This window comes from Listeria sp. Marseille-Q6474 (assembly GCF_946902005.1).
GTDB classification, from domain to species: domain Bacteria; phylum Bacillota; class Bacilli; order Lactobacillales; family Listeriaceae; genus Listeria; species Listeria innocua.
Window position 1 is genome coordinate 571,996 of sequence record NZ_CAMPPS010000002.1, and the last position, 15,293, is coordinate 587,288.

The following is a 15,293-nucleotide window of genomic DNA, read 5'->3' on the forward strand; positions in this document are numbered from 1 at the left end:
TTTTTAAAAATTAAATGTTTGCAAAATATACCTATAGGGGGTATACTGTTAATTGTAGAAACAAAGGAGGAGAAAATATGAAACATGACCAACCCATTGTTCCACGCAAAGATGAAGAAACGAAATTACTTCAAAATCGTTTGCGTCGTATCGAAGGCCAAATTCGCGGTATCGCTCAAATGGTCGAGGATGATAGATATTGTACAGACATCTTAGTTCAAATTTCAGCAGCGAATAAAGCACTTAAAAATGTTGGCTTGCAAGTATTAGAACATCATACAGCACACTGTGTCGTGGATGCTGCAAAAAACGGAGAAGATGACGTAATGGAGGACTTACTTAAGGCTATACGTCAGTTTTCTAAAACCTGAGGGGGGTATCTAGAGTGAACGATAAATATGTAAGACAAGATTTGAATGTTTTTGGAATGACATGTGCGGCTTGTTCAACGAGAATTGAGAAATCTTTAAATAAAGCAGAAGGTGTTGAAAAAGCCAATGTCAATTTAGTCACTGAAAATGCGGCTGTGTATTATGATCCAGAAGTGACCACGACAGAAGAATTAATCAAAGTCGTGAAGCATGCTGGTTATGATGCTGCAGAAAAAATGTCAAAAGAAGAAAAAGACGCCGTTTTAGAAAAGAATTTCAAAAAAGAAGTGAGAAGGTTTATTCTTTCAGCGGTGCTCTCACTGCCATTACTTTTAACGATGGTTACTCACATTCCGTATATTCATGAAATGGCGTTTGCGGAAACGATTGGTAACTGGATTAATCCAACCATTCAATTAGTACTCGCAACCATTGTCCAATTTTATATTGGTTGGCGGTTTTATGATGGGGCTTATAAGGCACTTCGAGGTAAAAGTGCGAATATGGACGTTTTAGTCGCACTTGGTACATCCGCAGCTTACTTTTATAGTGTAGTGGAATATATCCGTCATATGATTGATCCAAGCGTGATGCCGCATTATTACTTTGAAACAAGTGCTGTGTTGATTACGTTGATCTTATTAGGTAAATTACTCGAATCATATGCAACTTCGAGAACAACAGAATCTATTGCCGGATTACTCGAACTACAAGCGAAAGAAGCAACTGTTATTCGTGAAGGCAAAGAATGGTTAGTACCAGTAGATTCTCTCAAAATTGGTGATATTATTCTAGTTCGTCCTGGTGAAAAAGTACCAATGGATGCAGAAATTATCTCCGGAGAAACAAGCATTGATGAAGCGATGATTACTGGTGAACCCGTGCCTGTAGAGAAAAAACCAGGTGATTCTGTTATTGGAGCGACTATCAACTTTGACGGAGCTTTCCAAGCAAAAATTACGAAACGAATGGAAGAAACCGTTTTAGAATCGATTATTCGTTTAGTGGAAGAAGCGCAAGGAATTAAAGCGCCAATTCAACGTTTGGCAGATAAAATCTCGGGTATTTTTGTACCGATTGTACTTGGAATTGCAGCTGTAACATTTATTATTTGGTACCTTGTAACAGGCACGGTAGATGGATCATTAGAAGCTGCAATTGCTGTTTTAGTTATTGCTTGTCCCTGTGCTCTTGGGCTCGCAACACCAACAGCGATTATGGCCGGAACTGGTAAAGGCGCCGAAAGTGGGATATTATTTAAAGGCGGGGAACATTTAGAACGTACTTCCAAAGTCGACACAATTGTTTTTGATAAAACTGGTACTTTGACAGAAGGTAAATTAGAAGTAAGTGATAAAAAAGCAAGCAACGATAAATTTTTCCCTTATTTATTCTTGATGGAACAACAATCGGAACATCCAATTGCCAAAGCGATTATTAACATGTTAGAATCTGAAAAAATCGATGTATCAGATGTAAAACAAGGAAAAATCCGCGCCAAAGCTGGGCATGGGATGACAGGTAATTTGGATGATAGTAAAGTGGAACTCGGCGCTTATCGCTATGTGTCTTCACTTACAACTATCCCGAGCGAAGAAGATAAATTAATCCAAAGTTGGATGAATGCAGGGAAAACGGTTGTAGCAATGGCAATAGACGGTACTTATGCCGGAGCACTTGCTTTATCCGATACACCACGACCAGAGGCAAAAGAAGCAATTCAAAAACTGCAAGCACAAGGTATTAAAACAGCTATTTGTTCCGGCGACCAATCTGTTGTAGTAGAAAATATGGCGAAAGATTTAGGAGCCGATATGTTTTTTGCCGAACAACTACCTAATGATAAAAGCGCATTAGTAGAAAAACTACAACAAGAAGGCCATATTGTTGCATTTGTTGGCGATGGTATTAATGATGCTCCAGCTCTTGCAGCGAGTGATATTGGCATTAGTATTGGAACGGGAACAGATATTGCGATTGAAACTGGTGATGTAACGCTCGTAAGTCACCGTTTAACACTTATTCCAGAAACAATCGAACTTTCAAAAGCAACGATGCGAAACATCCGACAAAACTTTTTCTGGGCACTTGCTTATAACTGTGCGGGTATTCCGGTAGCTGCACTTGGCTTACTTGCCCCATGGGTAGCCGGACTTGCAATGGCATTTAGTTCCGTTTCGGTTGTAACTAACGCACTACGCCTAAAAAGATATAAATTTAAATCATAGGAGGAAAAGAAAATGGAAAAATTAACATTAACTGTAGAAGGTATGACTTGTGGACACTGCGAGGCTCGCGTCACCAAAGCTTTATCAGAAGTAAGTGGTGTAAAAAGCGCTGTAGTTTCTTTGGATGAAGGAACAGCAACGGTTGAATTCGAAAAAGGTCAAGTAACTGAAGATGCTTTAATTGATGCTGTAGAAGAAGCAGGATATGAAGTAGCTTAAGTTCAGAAGCGAGAGGGATTCCTGAGTGAATCCCTCTTTTTTCTTTGTCATGAAAAAAAGATACCAAAATGTTTGGAAAACTGGTAAAATAAATGAGTTAAATAAAATGTACTATTATTAGTTACATTTTACATAGAAAGTGGTGAAGAAAGATGGAACAATCCCCACAAAACAAAGAAGAAAAAGTGGAGAAACCCGAAGAAGAAAAAACAAAACCTGGCAATGGTTATATAAAAATGAAATTATTCCCATTTATAATGCTTTTATTTGCTTTTGTATTTGTTACCGCATTAGTAACAACAATCGTCATGTCTTTAGGGGATGATAAGCAAGTGAAAGTCAGCATCCCAGAGCGAAAAGAATTCACAAAGCTCTATGATGTCTATGATGAAATCTCTGAGAAATACTATAAAGACACGAAATCCACTAACATGATAGATGGAGCAATCACAGGTATGGTAAATTCCTTAGATGATCCGTATTCCACTTTTATGTCGAAAAAAGAATCGGCGGAATTTAATGACACAATTTCTTCTAGTTTTGAAGGAATTGGCGCTGAAATTCAAGAAAAAGATGGAGCTATCGTAGTTGTCTCTCCAATTAAAAACTCCCCGGCTGAAAAAGCTGGTTTGCGCCCTCAAGATATTATTACACAAGTTGATGGCAAATCTGTCAAAGGCGATACAGCGACAGAAGCAACTAAGAAAATCCGTGGTGAAAAAGGAACGGATGTCACTTTAACTATCCAACGCTCAAATGAAGATAAACCGTTTGACGTAACTATTACACGTGACGAAATTCCAATCGAAACGGTCTATAAAGAAATGGGTAATGACAAAATCGCCCACGTAACTATTAGTACCTTCTCTGAAAATACCTATGATGAGCTTGAAAAAGCATTAAAAGCTTTGGAAAAAGATGGTATGAAAGGACTTGTGATTGATTTACGAGGAAATCCAGGTGGGTTACTCGATCAAGCAGTCTCTATTTCTAGTTTATTCGTTCCTGATGGCAAAATTGTCGTTCAAGAACAAGGAAAAGATGGCGATAAATCCGCCATTAAAGCCGATAGCAGCTCACATGGTGATTATAAAGTTAAAGTACCAACAACAATGCTTATAGATGGTGGGAGTGCAAGTGCATCAGAAATTCTGGCAGCAGCAGCGAAAGAATCTGGCGGTATTAAACTTGTAGGAAATAAATCGTTTGGTAAAGGTACTGTGCAAACAGCGACCACTTTATCCGATGACTCCACACTTAAATTAACAGTCGCAAAATGGTTAACACCAAACAGCGAATGGATTCATGAAAAAGGTATTACGCCAGATGTGGTTGTGAACATGCCAAGTTACGCAACCATGACTATTCCTTCCTCCACAAAAGTCTACAAAAATGGCGATTTTGGTGATGATGTGAAAACAATCGAAACATTGCTAAAAGCGCTAGACTACAACGTTGGAAAAGTAGATGGCTTATACGATATAGATACAGAATATGCAGTACAAAGATTTCAAGCAGCAAATAATTTAGATGTTACGGGAATTATGACCGGCGTGACAACGGATAAATTAGTTGAACTAACGCAAAAACATCTAAAAGAAACAGATCCACAACTACAAAAAGCAAAAGCCTTGGTGAAGTAATCGCATAACTTTTTTGAAAAACTGGAGGTAGCAAAAAATGGAAACATACTTAGAAATTGAAACATTGATTAAGCGAATTTTTAATAGTTTTCGTCATGAGGTAGAAGCCGTTCTTGACAAAAGACTAAGCGGTAGCGAATACCGTGTCTTGAGTCTTATTTCTAGCGGATTAACGAAAACATCTGATTTAGCTAAAACGCTTGATGTTTCAGCCAGTCACATCACAGCCATTACAGATACTTTAGTCGAAGAGAAATTAATTACTCGTCATCGTTCTGAAGTAGACCGCCGTATTATCGAATTAAAATTAACATCTAATGCCGAGGAATTTGTCAAAGAAATTGATAAAAAGAAAAAAGAAATGATTGTTAAACGTTTTGCTGTTTTTTCCGAGTACGAACAAGCGGAATTCCGCAAATTACTAAAAAAATTAGCAGATGGCTCACAATCAAATAAATAGTAAAAATCCTGTAGTTAATAAAACTACAGGATTTTTTTTAGACATTTTACTTTACAAAAAAATAATTGTTCGTTATACTTTGGATTAAAGTTGCATTAAGGAAACATTTTTAGTTAAGTATAAAAAATAGTCTTATGGGAAAAGGGTGGTAGAAATGAACATTCAAGGTTTAACGATAGCATATAAACAAAAAGTGGCGATTGATGATGTCACTCTTCAAATAGCAACAGGGAAATTAACTGGGATTGTCGGTCCCAATGGTGCTGGCAAATCAACCTTATTAAAAGGAATGATGGGATTAGTTCCACGTGAAAAAGGCCAAGTAACATTAGATAATAAGCCTCTCACTTATTGGAGAAAGAAAATCGCTTATGTCCCGCAGCGTAGTGAAGTAGATTTAACTTTTCCAATCACTGTTTTTGATATGGTACTTCTTGGTACTTATCCGGCCCTGGGATTAATAAAACGCCCTGGTAAAAAAGAAAAACAGTTGGCATTTGATGCTTTAGAACAAGTGGAGATGACGGCATTTAGTAAAAGACAAATCGGCGAACTGTCAGGTGGTCAATTGCAGCGTGTGTTTATTGCTCGTGCCTTAGCGCAACATGCGGAAATCTTCTTTTTAGATGAACCATTTGCTGGCATTGATATGACTAGCGAAGCGCTTATTATGAAATTGTTAAAAAAGCTAAGAGATAACGGAAAAACTATCGTAGTCGTCCACCATGATTTTCATAAAGTAGCTGCTTACTTTGATGACATTATTTTACTCAATAAAAAATTAGTGGCACACGGTCCGGTAGAACAAACATTTACAGAAGAAAAAATTCAATTTGCTTATGGTGACGCACCGGTAGCATTTGCGGCGGGGGTGTAGAGATGCTGTTTTTAGAAGGATTAATGCAATATGGTTTTTTACAAAAAGCGCTTATTACTTCCGTGACAGTTGGTATTGTATCAGGTGTAATTGGTAGTTTTATCATTTTGCGAGGAATGTCGTTAATGGGTGATGCGATCTCTCATGCGGTGTTACCTGGTGTAGCAATTTCTTATATGATGGGGATGAACTTCTTCATAGGTGCAGCAACATTCGGCATTGCAGCAGCACTTGGCATCGGCTTTGTTAATCAAAAAAGTCGGATTAAAAATGATACAGCAATCGGCATCGTATTTAGTGCATTTTTCGCGCTCGGGATTATTTTAATTTCATTTGCCAAGAGTAGTACCGATTTGTACCATATCTTATTCGGAAATGTGCTTGCGGTGCGGAGTTCGGATATGTGGATGACAATTATAATCGCGATACTGGTTATTTCGCTAGTCGCAATATTTTATAAAGAATTTCTAGTAAGCTCATTTGATCCAGTGATGGCAGAAGCATACGGTTTAAATGTGCGGTTCTTACACTACTTCTTAATGCTACTGCTGACACTTGTGACGGTTTCGGCCTTACAAACAGTTGGAATTATCTTAGTAGTGGCAATGTTAATTACACCAGCTGCAACAGCGTATCTTCTCACAAATAAATTATCTAAAATGATTATGCTCGCTTCCACATTTGGCGCAGTGAGTGCAATTATTGGGCTTTATTTCAGTTATATTTTCAACTTAGCATCAGGTGCGGCAATGGTATTAGTTGCAACAATTATTTTCTTTATTGCCTTTTTATTCGCACCAAAACAAGGATTATTGTTTTCTAAAAAGAAGGAGGTTATCGAATGAAAAAAGTTATAGTTGGGACGCTTTTCGCTTTAGTACTAGTACTGGCGGGGTGTTCAAGCCAAAATAGCGACACGAAAAAAACAGGGGACAAATTAAATGTGGTGGCTACCTACTCCATTTTAGCGGATATTGTAAAAAATGTCGGTGGGGATAAAATTGAACTCCATAGCATCGTACCGGTTGGCGTTGACCCGCATGAATATGATCCTTTGCCAGATAACATTCAAAGTGCAGCAGATGCAGATTTAATTTTTTACAATGGCTTAAACTTAGAAACTGGGAATGGTTGGTTTGACCGAATGCTCGAAACAGCTGATAAATCAAGAGATGACAAAGACCAAGTAGTCGAGTTAAGTAAAGGGGTAAAACCAAAATATTTAACAGAAAAAGGAAAGACTTCTGAAACAGACCCACATGCCTGGTTAGATCTTCATAATGGTATTATTTATACGGAAAATGTACGCGATGCCCTTGTGAAGGCTGATCCAGACAATGCTAATTTTTATAAAGAAAACGCCAAAAAATATATCGATAAACTAGCAACACTGGATAAAGAGGCAAAACAAAAATTTGCGGATCTACCAGAAAATCAAAAAACATTAGTGACAAGTGAAGGGGCATTTAAATATTTTGCTGCTCGCTATGGTTTAAAAGCTGCGTACATTTGGGAAATCAACACGGAAAGTCAAGGCACACCTGACCAAATGAAACAAATTATTAGTATCGTTGAAAAAGAGCGAGTACCTAACTTATTTGTCGAAACGAGCGTGGATCCGCGCAGTATGGAAAGTGTATCTAAAGAAACCGGCGTACCAATTTTCGCTAAAATTTTCACGGATTCTACTGCGAAAAAAGGCGAAGAAGGCGACACTTATTTAGAAATGATGCGCTATAACCTTGATAAAATTCATGATGGTTTAGCTAAATAAAAAAACGCAGAGATTAACTCGAAATCTCTGCGTTTTTTGCATTTAAAGAAAGCTTACGTTCCGTTTTACGAACCCGAATGGATAAAATAAACGCGGCGACAAACAAGCCAGTACTTAATCCTATCCAGTAACCAAATGGTCCTAAATTTGTAAATGATAAGCCGTAACCTACTGGGAGTCCAATTAACCAATAGGAGATAAAGGCGATAATCGAGGTGATTGCAACATCTTTATAACCCCGAAGCGCCCCAAGAACAGGTGATAAAACAGCATCTGCAAATTGAAATAATATCGCATAGACTAAGAAATGCATAATTAAATCACTTAATTCTGCGTCATTCGTGTAGAAGCCAGCAATAATATCACGGAAGAAAAACAGTATCGCTCCATTAATGCAGCCAATTAGAATCGCTGCCGTCATACCAATATGGCGATATTGTTTGGCATCTTTTAACCGTTTTGCGCCTGTTTCGTAACCACCAAGAATTGTCAGCGTGGAAGCGACACTAAGAGGAAACGCATAAAGCAAGGTACAAACACTATTGGCTGATTGATGAGCTGCAATCGTTTCTGTCCCAAAAGCACCCATTAAAATCGTAACCGCCGAGAAAATACTCGTTTCAAATAAAATCGTTAAACCATTTGGAACCCCAATCCCAATAATTTCTTTTACTTTGGAAAAACGAAGGGCAGTAAGGCCTTTAAAAATACCAAATTTACGTAATCTCGTTTGTGTTTGAATCAAAATAACGCTAACTAACACAACAAGCCAGTACGTAATCCCCGTCGCATAACCACTACCAGCACCTCCCATTTCTGGAAAGCCAAAATTCCCAAAAATAAAGCAGTAATTTAAAAAGATATTAAAAGGAACTGTACAAAGCGTAATTAACATGGTGACTCTGGTCAAACCAAGCGAATCGATGAAAGAACGTAAAATCGCTGAAATAAAAAAAGCTGGAATTCCAATACATATCCCATTTAGGAAGTGGCGAGCGATATGCGCAACTTCTGCGGTGACAGGCATATGCGTCAAAATAGTTGGAACGACTAAAAAATTAATAAGAATTAAAATAAAAGCTAAAAATAAAGCAATATATAAACCATTATGCACGGTGTTTTTGACTTGTTTTTCTTTCTTCGCTCCAATTAACTGGGCAATGATTGGTGTAATTGCCATTAATAATCCAGAAAAGGCTGCATTCACTGGAGCCCAAAACGAGCTACCAATCGCTACACCAGCCAGTGCCTGATTCGAATAATTTCCGCTCATCGTGGTGTCAAAAAATGTCATAGAAAAAAGCGTAAGTTGCGTAATGACAATCGGTGTGAATATCGTTAAAAATTGTTTCCATTTAGCTCCGTATGTGACTGTTTGTTGCAAGTAATCATCTCCTTTTTACATCCTTAAAGATTATAGCATAAATAAGGCAATCTGGCGGCGTAACAAAAAACTTTTCCTTTCGTATATGTACTATCTTTGTTATAATAAAGTTCTGTGGCAGGGGCAATACTCTGCGGGTTGGGAGAGGGACAATTTCATAATGAGGAAAAAGTATGCAGAAATTTTTCAACAAAGTATTTCGGCTGAACGAGCATAAAACCAATATCCGGACTGAATTTTTAGCTGGTATGATTGGCTTTTTTACAGTGGCGTATATTATTGTCGTCAATAGCTCGATTTTAGCTGAGGCTGGAGTTCCTTATCAAGGAGCAGTCCTTGCGACGATTTTTATTTCGGCGTTAGGTTGTTTGATTATGGGGTTTTGGGCAAATGCACCACTTATTCTAATGCCAGGAATGGGGATTAATGCGCTGTTTGCGTATACCCTTGTTCAAGGAATGGGACTAAGTTGGCAGGTTGCACTTGCTGCTGTTACGATGAGTGGCTTATTATTTATGATTCTTGCGTTCACACCACTTGCAGGAAAACTAAATAAAGCTATCCCGCTCATTTTAAAACAAGCAATTACGGTTGGGTTAGGTATATTCTTAATCTTCCTAGGGCTTGAAAAAGGCGGAATCGTAACAAGTGGGAAACATGCCATTATTGCAGTTGGAGATTTAAGCGATCCATTCGTCTTAGCAACACTAGTTACACTTTTACTAACGATGATTTTAGTTATCCGAAAAATTCCAGGCACTTTCTTATGGAGTTTAATTATCGGAACACTTGTTGGAGTAATGTTTGGTGTAACCGGGAAAGCTGATGGCGCTTCGATTAGTGTTGCGCCGTGGAGTGATGTTCTCTTTAAAGCTGATTTTTCTGGAATGGCGAGCGTTAGTTTTTGGAGTGCCGTCTTTACGATGACAATGGTCATTGTGTTTGAAACGGTTGGTCTTACAAATGGTCAAGTAAGACAACTAAAACAAACCGAAAAATTACCACGCGTTTTAAAAGCGAGCTCCCTAACTGCCTTTTTATCTGGCTTATTTGGTACAAGCCCAACCATCTCTGCGCTTGAAAGTGGCTCGATGTTTGCGAGTGGAGCAAAAACCGGTTTAGCAACAATTACGACTGGTCTGTTCTTTATCGCATCCCTTTTCTTAATGCCGGTATTATCTTTTATTCCGAACAGTGCAATCGCGCCCATTTTAGTTGTAATTGGGATGTCGATGCTGCAAGAATTTAAAGAAATGGATTTATCCAATCCGGCAGAAACTTTTTCAGCACTACTGATTATTGTGTTAATCCCGCTGACGTATAGTATTGCAGACGGAATTGCGGCTGGTTTTATCGCGTATCCAATTCTTCGCGCTTTTACGAAGAACGAAGAACGTACTTCACCAGTCATGTATGTGATTGCAGCTTTATTTTTGCTTCAATTTATCATACAATAACAAAGAAGCAATGCGCTCTTCTTAAGTTTAAAGGGGAGCGCGTACTTTTTATCTATCTGATGTGAAAAGAGGGTTCGAAAAATGTATTATTATCTAATCACCCTAGCCGTGATTGCGCTAGACCAATTGACTAAATGGATTGTTGTTCAAAACATGGAAATTGGACAGAAAATAGAAGTTATTCCTGGATTTTTATACTGGACAAGCTATCGTAATGACGGAGCAGCTTGGAGTATTTTAGAAGGGCATATGTGGTTTTTCTATCTTATTACTGTAATCGTTATTGGAATTATAATTTATATTATGCAAAAATATGCCAAAGGAAAGCGACTATTTTCCATTAGTTTAGCGTTTATTCTAGGTGGTGCGATTGGTAATTTTATCGACCGGATCTTGCATCAGGAAGTGGTAGATTTTGTACAAACAGTGTGGGGAAATTATTACTTCCCAATCTTTAATGTGGCAGATGCCGCGCTTTCAGTTGGTGTCGTACTAATGCTCGTGTATGTTTTTGTAGACGACCGCAAAACGAAAGGAATTAAATAATGCAGAATGAAACATTGATTATAGAAGAGAGTCACGCCCGGGAACGTGTGGATAAAGTGATTGCTGAAATGATGGGAAAAAGTCGTTCAGCGATACAACTTATGCTAAAAAACGGCGATATAACGGTAAACGGAGAACTTGCGAAGCCGAATTATAAAGTTCAAGTAGGAGACGAAATTCGTTATGAAGCTCGTGAACCTGAAGAACTGGAAATTTTAGCCGAAGATATTCCACTTGATATTTATTTTGAAGACAAAGATATGCTCGTTGTAAATAAACCTGAAGGAATGGTTGTTCATCCATCAGCTGGTCATGCGAGTGGAACGCTTGTAAATGCTTTATTATTTCATTGTGATGATTTGTCTGGTATAAATGGCAAAATTCGTCCAGGGATTGTTCACCGAATCGATAAAGATACATCAGGATTGCTTATGGTTGCGAAAAACGACCATGCGCATGAATCACTAGCCAAACAATTAAAAGATAAAACATCTGATCGAGAATATATCGCACTCGTCCATGGTGATATTGTCCATCAAAAAGGAACGATTGAAGCGCCAATTGGTCGAGCAAAAGAAGACCGTCAAAAAATGGCTATTGTTCGTGACGGCAAAGAAGCCCGGACTCATTTTGAAGTAATTGAGCGTTTGCCTGGTTATACTCTTATTAACTGTAAGCTTGACACGGGGCGGACACACCAAATTCGTGTCCACCTTAAATATATTGGTCATCCGCTAGCTGGTGATCCAAAATACGGACCAAAAAATACAATAAAAGGTAATGGACAATTCCTTCATGCGGCCAAACTAGGATTTGATCATCCGACGACAAACGAACGAATGACCTTTGAAGCACCACTACCAGATTCTTTTGAACAAGCGCTTAAATCATTACGACAAGAAAACTAAAAAAGAAGCAAGAATGCCTATTTAATGGCGTTTCTTGCTTCTTTTTCTTTGATAAGTGATTTAGTTGCTTGACGTAAAGTAGCAAATGTTTTAATGCCTTTTTGCTCGGTCAAGTCGGCTTGTACCATTATTTTGGCGGTTTCCGGCTGCATTCCAGTAATGATTGGTGTCACTCCGACAAGTTTGAGTGAAGAGAAGAATTGCTCGATATATTCGCCAATATTAGCTGAATCAAATTGTACGCCAGATAAGTCAATAATCAAGTAGTTTACGGGTTGTTCGCAAGTTTCAAAAAGAGCCGTTTCGGTAATTTGTTTTGCCCGTTCATCCGTTATTTTTCCTATAAGTGGCAAAAGAAATACTTTTTCAGCAAGCCAAATTAGTTTTGTTGAACTTTTGATGATTTGGTTTTCTTTTTGTTGGACTAATTGTTCTGTAGCGAGTGTGTATCCTTCTATTAGATGTTGCGTGAAACTACTAAATACTTGGTGGAGTTTGATGCTAAAAAGATATAACTCGCGGTAATTATTACATTCTGCATTTATTTCCGAGGCATAATCTAGTAAAAATTCTTCTAGCAAACGAATATGAAATAAAATGCGTGAAATGCCAAGTGATGTAATAAATTGTGCCTTTCCTAATTCACGAGCGAATGTATTCATTTTTGCAAGGTCTTCGGTCATACCAATAAATAAATTTTCCAAGACAAAACCGGTTTCGTCCATTAGGCGGTGGTCATCTTTTAAGGCAAAAACATATGGATCATCCACAGATACATAATACGTAAGCCAACCTTTAACGACGGTTTCTTTCTGTTGTAATAAACTATTCATAATGCTCATTCTATTCACCTCTTAAGTAGATGTTTTTTTAGCTATTAAAGCATAGCATAAAGCATAAAAAAAGAGGAATAATTTCTAGAGTGAGCCCATTATTTTAAACCGTTTTATGTATAAAATGTGAAAACTTAAAAAAAACCGCAAAAAAAAGAATCATCTTCTTGGTGATTCTTCTTTTTCCTACTATAAAGATATCCTTTTTTAGTTTTTGTTTGCTTGGAGCTTAGATCAATTAGTGCAAAGGGACTTCGTTTGATTTCTGGATTTAAACGACCTTCGCGCACTAGTTTTTGGCGTTTCTTTTTCGCTTTAGATGTAGCCATAACTTTGGCCTCCTTTATTTTATTATAAACAGTATAACATGTTTTATATTTTTTTGATTGACAGGGAGAGTTCTTTCAGGTAAGATGAATCTAATGAAATAAAGTCCTTTAACATAGTCCAGAGAGGCTAAGAAGGTGACGATAATTTGACGGGTTATTTGTATACTCGTACGCGTTCCCTTGCTTACACTGGCAGAGGGTTATTTTTTTGCACAAAAGGAGAGATTTCGGATGCAAAAACAAGTAGTTGTCATGGACGAGGCGGCAATCAAACGCGCGCTTACCCGGGTTAGTTACGAAATCATCGAACGAAACAAAGGGACAAAGAATTTAGCGCTTGTCGGTATTAAGACTCGTGGTATTTATCTTGCGGAGCGTTTGCATAAGCGGATACTTGAAATTGAAGGTATTGACGTGCCAGTCGGGGATATTGACATTACGCTTTATCGCGATGATCTATCTTTCAAAGATGATAAAACGCGCGAACCCGCTGTACATGGGACGAACATTCCATTTGATATTAATGGAAAAAAAGTCGTTCTTGTAGATGATGTGCTTTATACAGGTCGAACTGTGCGTGCCGCAATGGACGCCTTAATGGATGTAGGCAGACCTGCGCAAATTCACCTTGCAGTGCTGGCTGATCGGGGTCATAGAGAGCTTCCAATCAGAGCAGACTACGTAGGGAAAAATATTCCAACTTCAGGTAACGAGCGAGTAGAAGTGCGCTTGACCGATGTGGATCATTCAGAAGATGCGGTTATTATCAACAAAAATGAATAACAATGTAACACTTTTTTAAAAGCAGTCCTGTGAGGCTGACAAAGAGTGATTAATTTCTATAGGGGATTATTCTATACTCTTTGTCGACCGAGGCAAGGGGTATTTTTTATGAAGAAAGAGGGAAGAAAATGACAGAAACGACAGAAACAGTGACAAAACCAGTACTAGATATACACGAAAAACCAAGCTTTAATAAATGGATTATTCTTAGCATCCAGCACCTTTTCACCATGTTTGGCTCTACTATCTTTGTGCCAAGTGTGACAGGGTTAAGTCCGGGAGTGGCGCTTGTATCTAGCGGGCTCGGGACACTTGCTTATCTAGGAATTACTCGCGGGAAAATACCCGCATATCTAGGTTCTTCCTTTACCTTTATTGCACCAATTACAGCATTACTTGCAGCAAAATCAGGCGGAGGGCCGGGCGCAGTTATGGTCGGAACTTTCTCAGTCGGAGTAGTTTATGCAATTGTTTCTTTGATTGTTTATTACGCGGGTGTTGATTGGATTCAAAAAGTATTACCGCCAATTGTTGTTGGACCAGTTATTATGGTTATCGGTTTGTCGCTAGCTCCAAGTGCGGCTGCGATGGCGATGGGAACGAACAATGGTAAATATAGTTTAGAAACTTTAGCTGTAGCAATAATCACGCTCCTTGCAACCATAATCGCCATGATGTTTTTCAAAGGATTTATGGGCTTGATTCCGATTTTGTTTGGCTTCACAGTAGGTTACTTAACAAGTATGGCTTTCGGCATGGTAGATTACACGTTAATCAAAAATGCCTCGTTTTTCCAAGTACCAGATTTCAGTATTCCATTTGTAAATATCGACCCAGTTATTACTGTTACAGTCATCCTTAGTATGGCGCCACTAGCGTTTGTTACGATGGCAGAACATATGGGGCATCAATTACTACTTAATCGAATTACAAATAAAAACTTTTTTAAAGACCCAGGGCTTCATCGTTCCTTGCTTGCGGATGGTACGGCTTCGATTATCGCATCGTTAATCGGTGGACCACCTGTAACAACATACGGTGAAAACATTGGTGTTCTAGCAATTACAAAAGTATATAGCGTGTTTGTTATAGGAGGCGCGGCAGTTTTCGCTATCCTCTTCGGATTTATCGGCTACATTAATGCAGTTATCACCTCGGTTCCAACAGCAGTTCTAGGCGGAATTTCCCTGCTACTCTTTGGGGTTATTGCGACAAGTGGACTTCGAATGATGATTGAAAACAAAATTGATTTAAGTGTCAATCGTAATATGATTATCGCTTCTGTTGTACTAGTAGTAGGAATTGGCGGCTTGTTCATTAAAGCTGGAACGTTCGAACTATCTGGTATGGCACTCGCAGCAGTCATTGGGATTATCTTAAACTTAGTCTTACCAGCCGAGCACAAATCAGCATAACACACCACAAAAAACCTCTGCAGACAAAATTTCACAGAGGTTTTTGTATAAAATGAATGAGAAAAG

15 protein-coding genes and 1 pseudogene are annotated in these 15,293 nt (G+C 38.4%); 13 read left to right on the forward strand and 3 right to left on the reverse strand.

The window, feature by feature from the left end; translation table 11 throughout:
- Window positions 1-77 precede the first annotated feature (77 nt).
- The 8 genes from csoR to OC533_RS13685 all read left to right on the forward strand — a co-directional run bounded on the left by csoR (window position 78) and on the right by OC533_RS13685 (window position 7,572).
- A complete protein-coding gene (gene csoR, locus OC533_RS13650) occupies window positions 78-371 on the forward strand; it encodes a copper-sensing transcriptional repressor CsoR (protein ID WP_003762995.1) in 294 nt (97 codons plus the stop codon).
- A gap of 14 nt (window positions 372-385) precedes the next feature.
- Window positions 386-2,599, forward strand: coding sequence for a heavy metal translocating P-type ATPase (locus tag OC533_RS13655; RefSeq protein WP_045553319.1), 2,214 nt, complete (start codon window positions 386-388; stop codon window positions 2,597-2,599).
- A gap of 12 nt (window positions 2,600-2,611) precedes the next feature.
- Window positions 2,612-2,818, forward strand: coding sequence for a copper chaperone CopZ (gene copZ, locus OC533_RS13660; RefSeq protein WP_003762991.1), 207 nt, complete (start codon window positions 2,612-2,614; stop codon window positions 2,816-2,818).
- Window positions 2,819-2,970: 152 nt separating this feature from the next.
- Window positions 2,971-4,461, forward strand: a complete 1,491-nt coding sequence (locus OC533_RS13665; RefSeq protein WP_003762989.1) for a S41 family peptidase — start codon at window positions 2,971-2,973, stop codon at window positions 4,459-4,461.
- 37 nt (window positions 4,462-4,498) lie between these two features.
- Window positions 4,499-4,921: a MarR family winged helix-turn-helix transcriptional regulator gene (locus OC533_RS13670; RefSeq protein WP_003769328.1), complete on the forward strand. Its 423-nt coding sequence runs from the start codon at window positions 4,499-4,501 to the stop codon at window positions 4,919-4,921.
- Window positions 4,922-5,075: 154 nt separating this feature from the next.
- Entirely contained in the window at window positions 5,076-5,798 is a 723-nt protein-coding gene (locus OC533_RS13675) for a metal ABC transporter ATP-binding protein (RefSeq protein ID WP_003762987.1), read from the forward strand.
- Between the two features lie 2 nt (window positions 5,799-5,800).
- Window positions 5,801-6,643 (forward strand): metal ABC transporter permease, encoded by an 843-nt coding sequence (locus OC533_RS13680; RefSeq protein ID WP_003767474.1) that lies wholly within the window; start codon window positions 5,801-5,803, stop codon window positions 6,641-6,643.
- Window positions 6,640-7,572, forward strand: a complete 933-nt coding sequence (locus tag OC533_RS13685; RefSeq protein WP_010991682.1) for a metal ABC transporter substrate-binding protein — start codon at window positions 6,640-6,642, stop codon at window positions 7,570-7,572. Before OC533_RS13680 ends, OC533_RS13685 begins: the two co-directional genes overlap by 4 nt.
- A gap of 13 nt (window positions 7,573-7,585) precedes the next feature.
- Here OC533_RS13685 and OC533_RS13690 read toward each other — a convergent pair whose 3' ends face one another.
- Window positions 7,586-8,956, reverse strand: coding sequence for an MATE family efflux transporter (locus tag OC533_RS13690; protein WP_003762981.1), 1,371 nt, complete (start codon window positions 8,954-8,956; stop codon window positions 7,586-7,588).
- A 173-nt stretch (window positions 8,957-9,129) separates the two neighbouring features.
- On the opposite strand from OC533_RS13690, the gene OC533_RS13695 reads away from it, so the two are divergent.
- From OC533_RS13695 to OC533_RS13705, 3 genes are all read left to right on the forward strand, one after another.
- Window positions 9,130-10,413 carry an NCS2 family permease gene (locus tag OC533_RS13695; RefSeq protein WP_003769323.1) on the forward strand — a complete coding sequence of 428 codons (1,284 nt, stop codon included), beginning with the start codon at window positions 9,130-9,132 and terminating at the stop codon, window positions 10,411-10,413.
- Between the two features lie 81 nt (window positions 10,414-10,494).
- Complete coding sequence (lspA, locus tag OC533_RS13700) at window positions 10,495-10,959, forward strand: signal peptidase II (RefSeq protein WP_003729506.1); 465 nt, start codon at window positions 10,495-10,497, stop codon at window positions 10,957-10,959.
- Window positions 10,959-11,867, forward strand: a complete 909-nt coding sequence (locus OC533_RS13705) for an RluA family pseudouridine synthase (RefSeq protein ID WP_185505128.1) — start codon at window positions 10,959-10,961, stop codon at window positions 11,865-11,867. The genes lspA and OC533_RS13705 overlap by 1 nt, the downstream gene beginning before the upstream one ends.
- Window positions 11,868-11,884: 17 nt before the next feature.
- Here OC533_RS13705 and OC533_RS13710 read toward each other — a convergent pair whose 3' ends face one another.
- Both OC533_RS13710 and OC533_RS13715 read right to left on the reverse strand, forming a co-directional pair.
- Window positions 11,885-12,709: an STAS domain-containing protein gene (locus tag OC533_RS13710; protein WP_070753669.1), complete on the reverse strand. Its 825-nt coding sequence runs from the start codon at window positions 12,707-12,709 to the stop codon at window positions 11,885-11,887.
- A 94-nt stretch (window positions 12,710-12,803) separates the two neighbouring features.
- Window positions 12,804-13,029 (reverse strand): annotated as a pseudogene (locus tag OC533_RS13715) (hypothetical protein).
- A 231-nt stretch (window positions 13,030-13,260) separates the two neighbouring features.
- Here OC533_RS13715 and pyrR point away from each other — a divergent pair.
- Both pyrR and OC533_RS13725 read left to right on the forward strand, forming a co-directional pair.
- Window positions 13,261-13,812, forward strand: coding sequence for a bifunctional pyr operon transcriptional regulator/uracil phosphoribosyltransferase PyrR (gene pyrR, locus OC533_RS13720; RefSeq protein ID WP_003762971.1), 552 nt, complete (start codon window positions 13,261-13,263; stop codon window positions 13,810-13,812).
- A gap of 128 nt (window positions 13,813-13,940) precedes the next feature.
- Complete coding sequence (locus OC533_RS13725; protein ID WP_045553313.1) at window positions 13,941-15,227, forward strand: solute carrier family 23 protein; 1,287 nt, start codon at window positions 13,941-13,943, stop codon at window positions 15,225-15,227.
- Window positions 15,228-15,293 lie beyond the last annotated feature (66 nt).

Excerpts from the sequence above, each read along its gene's own strand:
- copZ (WP_003762991.1), top strand. The coding sequence starts at position 2,612 with ATGGAAAAATTAACATTAACTGTAGAAGGTATGACTTGTGGACACTGC.
- OC533_RS13680 (WP_003767474.1), top strand. The coding sequence starts at position 5,801 with ATGCTGTTTTTAGAAGGATTAATGCAATATGGTTTTTTACAAAAAGCG.
- OC533_RS13665 (WP_003762989.1), top strand. The coding sequence starts at position 2,971 with ATGGAACAATCCCCACAAAACAAAGAAGAAAAAGTGGAGAAACCCGAA.
- OC533_RS13695 (WP_003769323.1), top strand. The coding sequence starts at position 9,130 with ATGCAGAAATTTTTCAACAAAGTATTTCGGCTGAACGAGCATAAAACC.
- OC533_RS13670 (WP_003769328.1), top strand. The coding sequence starts at position 4,499 with ATGGAAACATACTTAGAAATTGAAACATTGATTAAGCGAATTTTTAAT.
- OC533_RS13710 (WP_070753669.1), bottom strand. The coding sequence starts at position 12,709 with ATGAGCATTATGAATAGTTTATTACAACAGAAAGAAACCGTCGTTAAA.
- OC533_RS13705 (WP_185505128.1), top strand. The coding sequence starts at position 10,959 with ATGCAGAATGAAACATTGATTATAGAAGAGAGTCACGCCCGGGAACGT.
- OC533_RS13685 (WP_010991682.1), top strand. The coding sequence starts at position 6,640 with ATGAAAAAAGTTATAGTTGGGACGCTTTTCGCTTTAGTACTAGTACTG.
- pyrR (WP_003762971.1), top strand. The coding sequence starts at position 13,261 with ATGCAAAAACAAGTAGTTGTCATGGACGAGGCGGCAATCAAACGCGCG.
- OC533_RS13725 (WP_045553313.1), top strand. The coding sequence starts at position 13,941 with ATGACAGAAACGACAGAAACAGTGACAAAACCAGTACTAGATATACAC.
- OC533_RS13675 (WP_003762987.1), top strand. The coding sequence starts at position 5,076 with ATGAACATTCAAGGTTTAACGATAGCATATAAACAAAAAGTGGCGATT.
- csoR (WP_003762995.1), top strand. The coding sequence starts at position 78 with ATGAAACATGACCAACCCATTGTTCCACGCAAAGATGAAGAAACGAAA.
- lspA (WP_003729506.1), top strand. The coding sequence starts at position 10,495 with ATGTATTATTATCTAATCACCCTAGCCGTGATTGCGCTAGACCAATTG.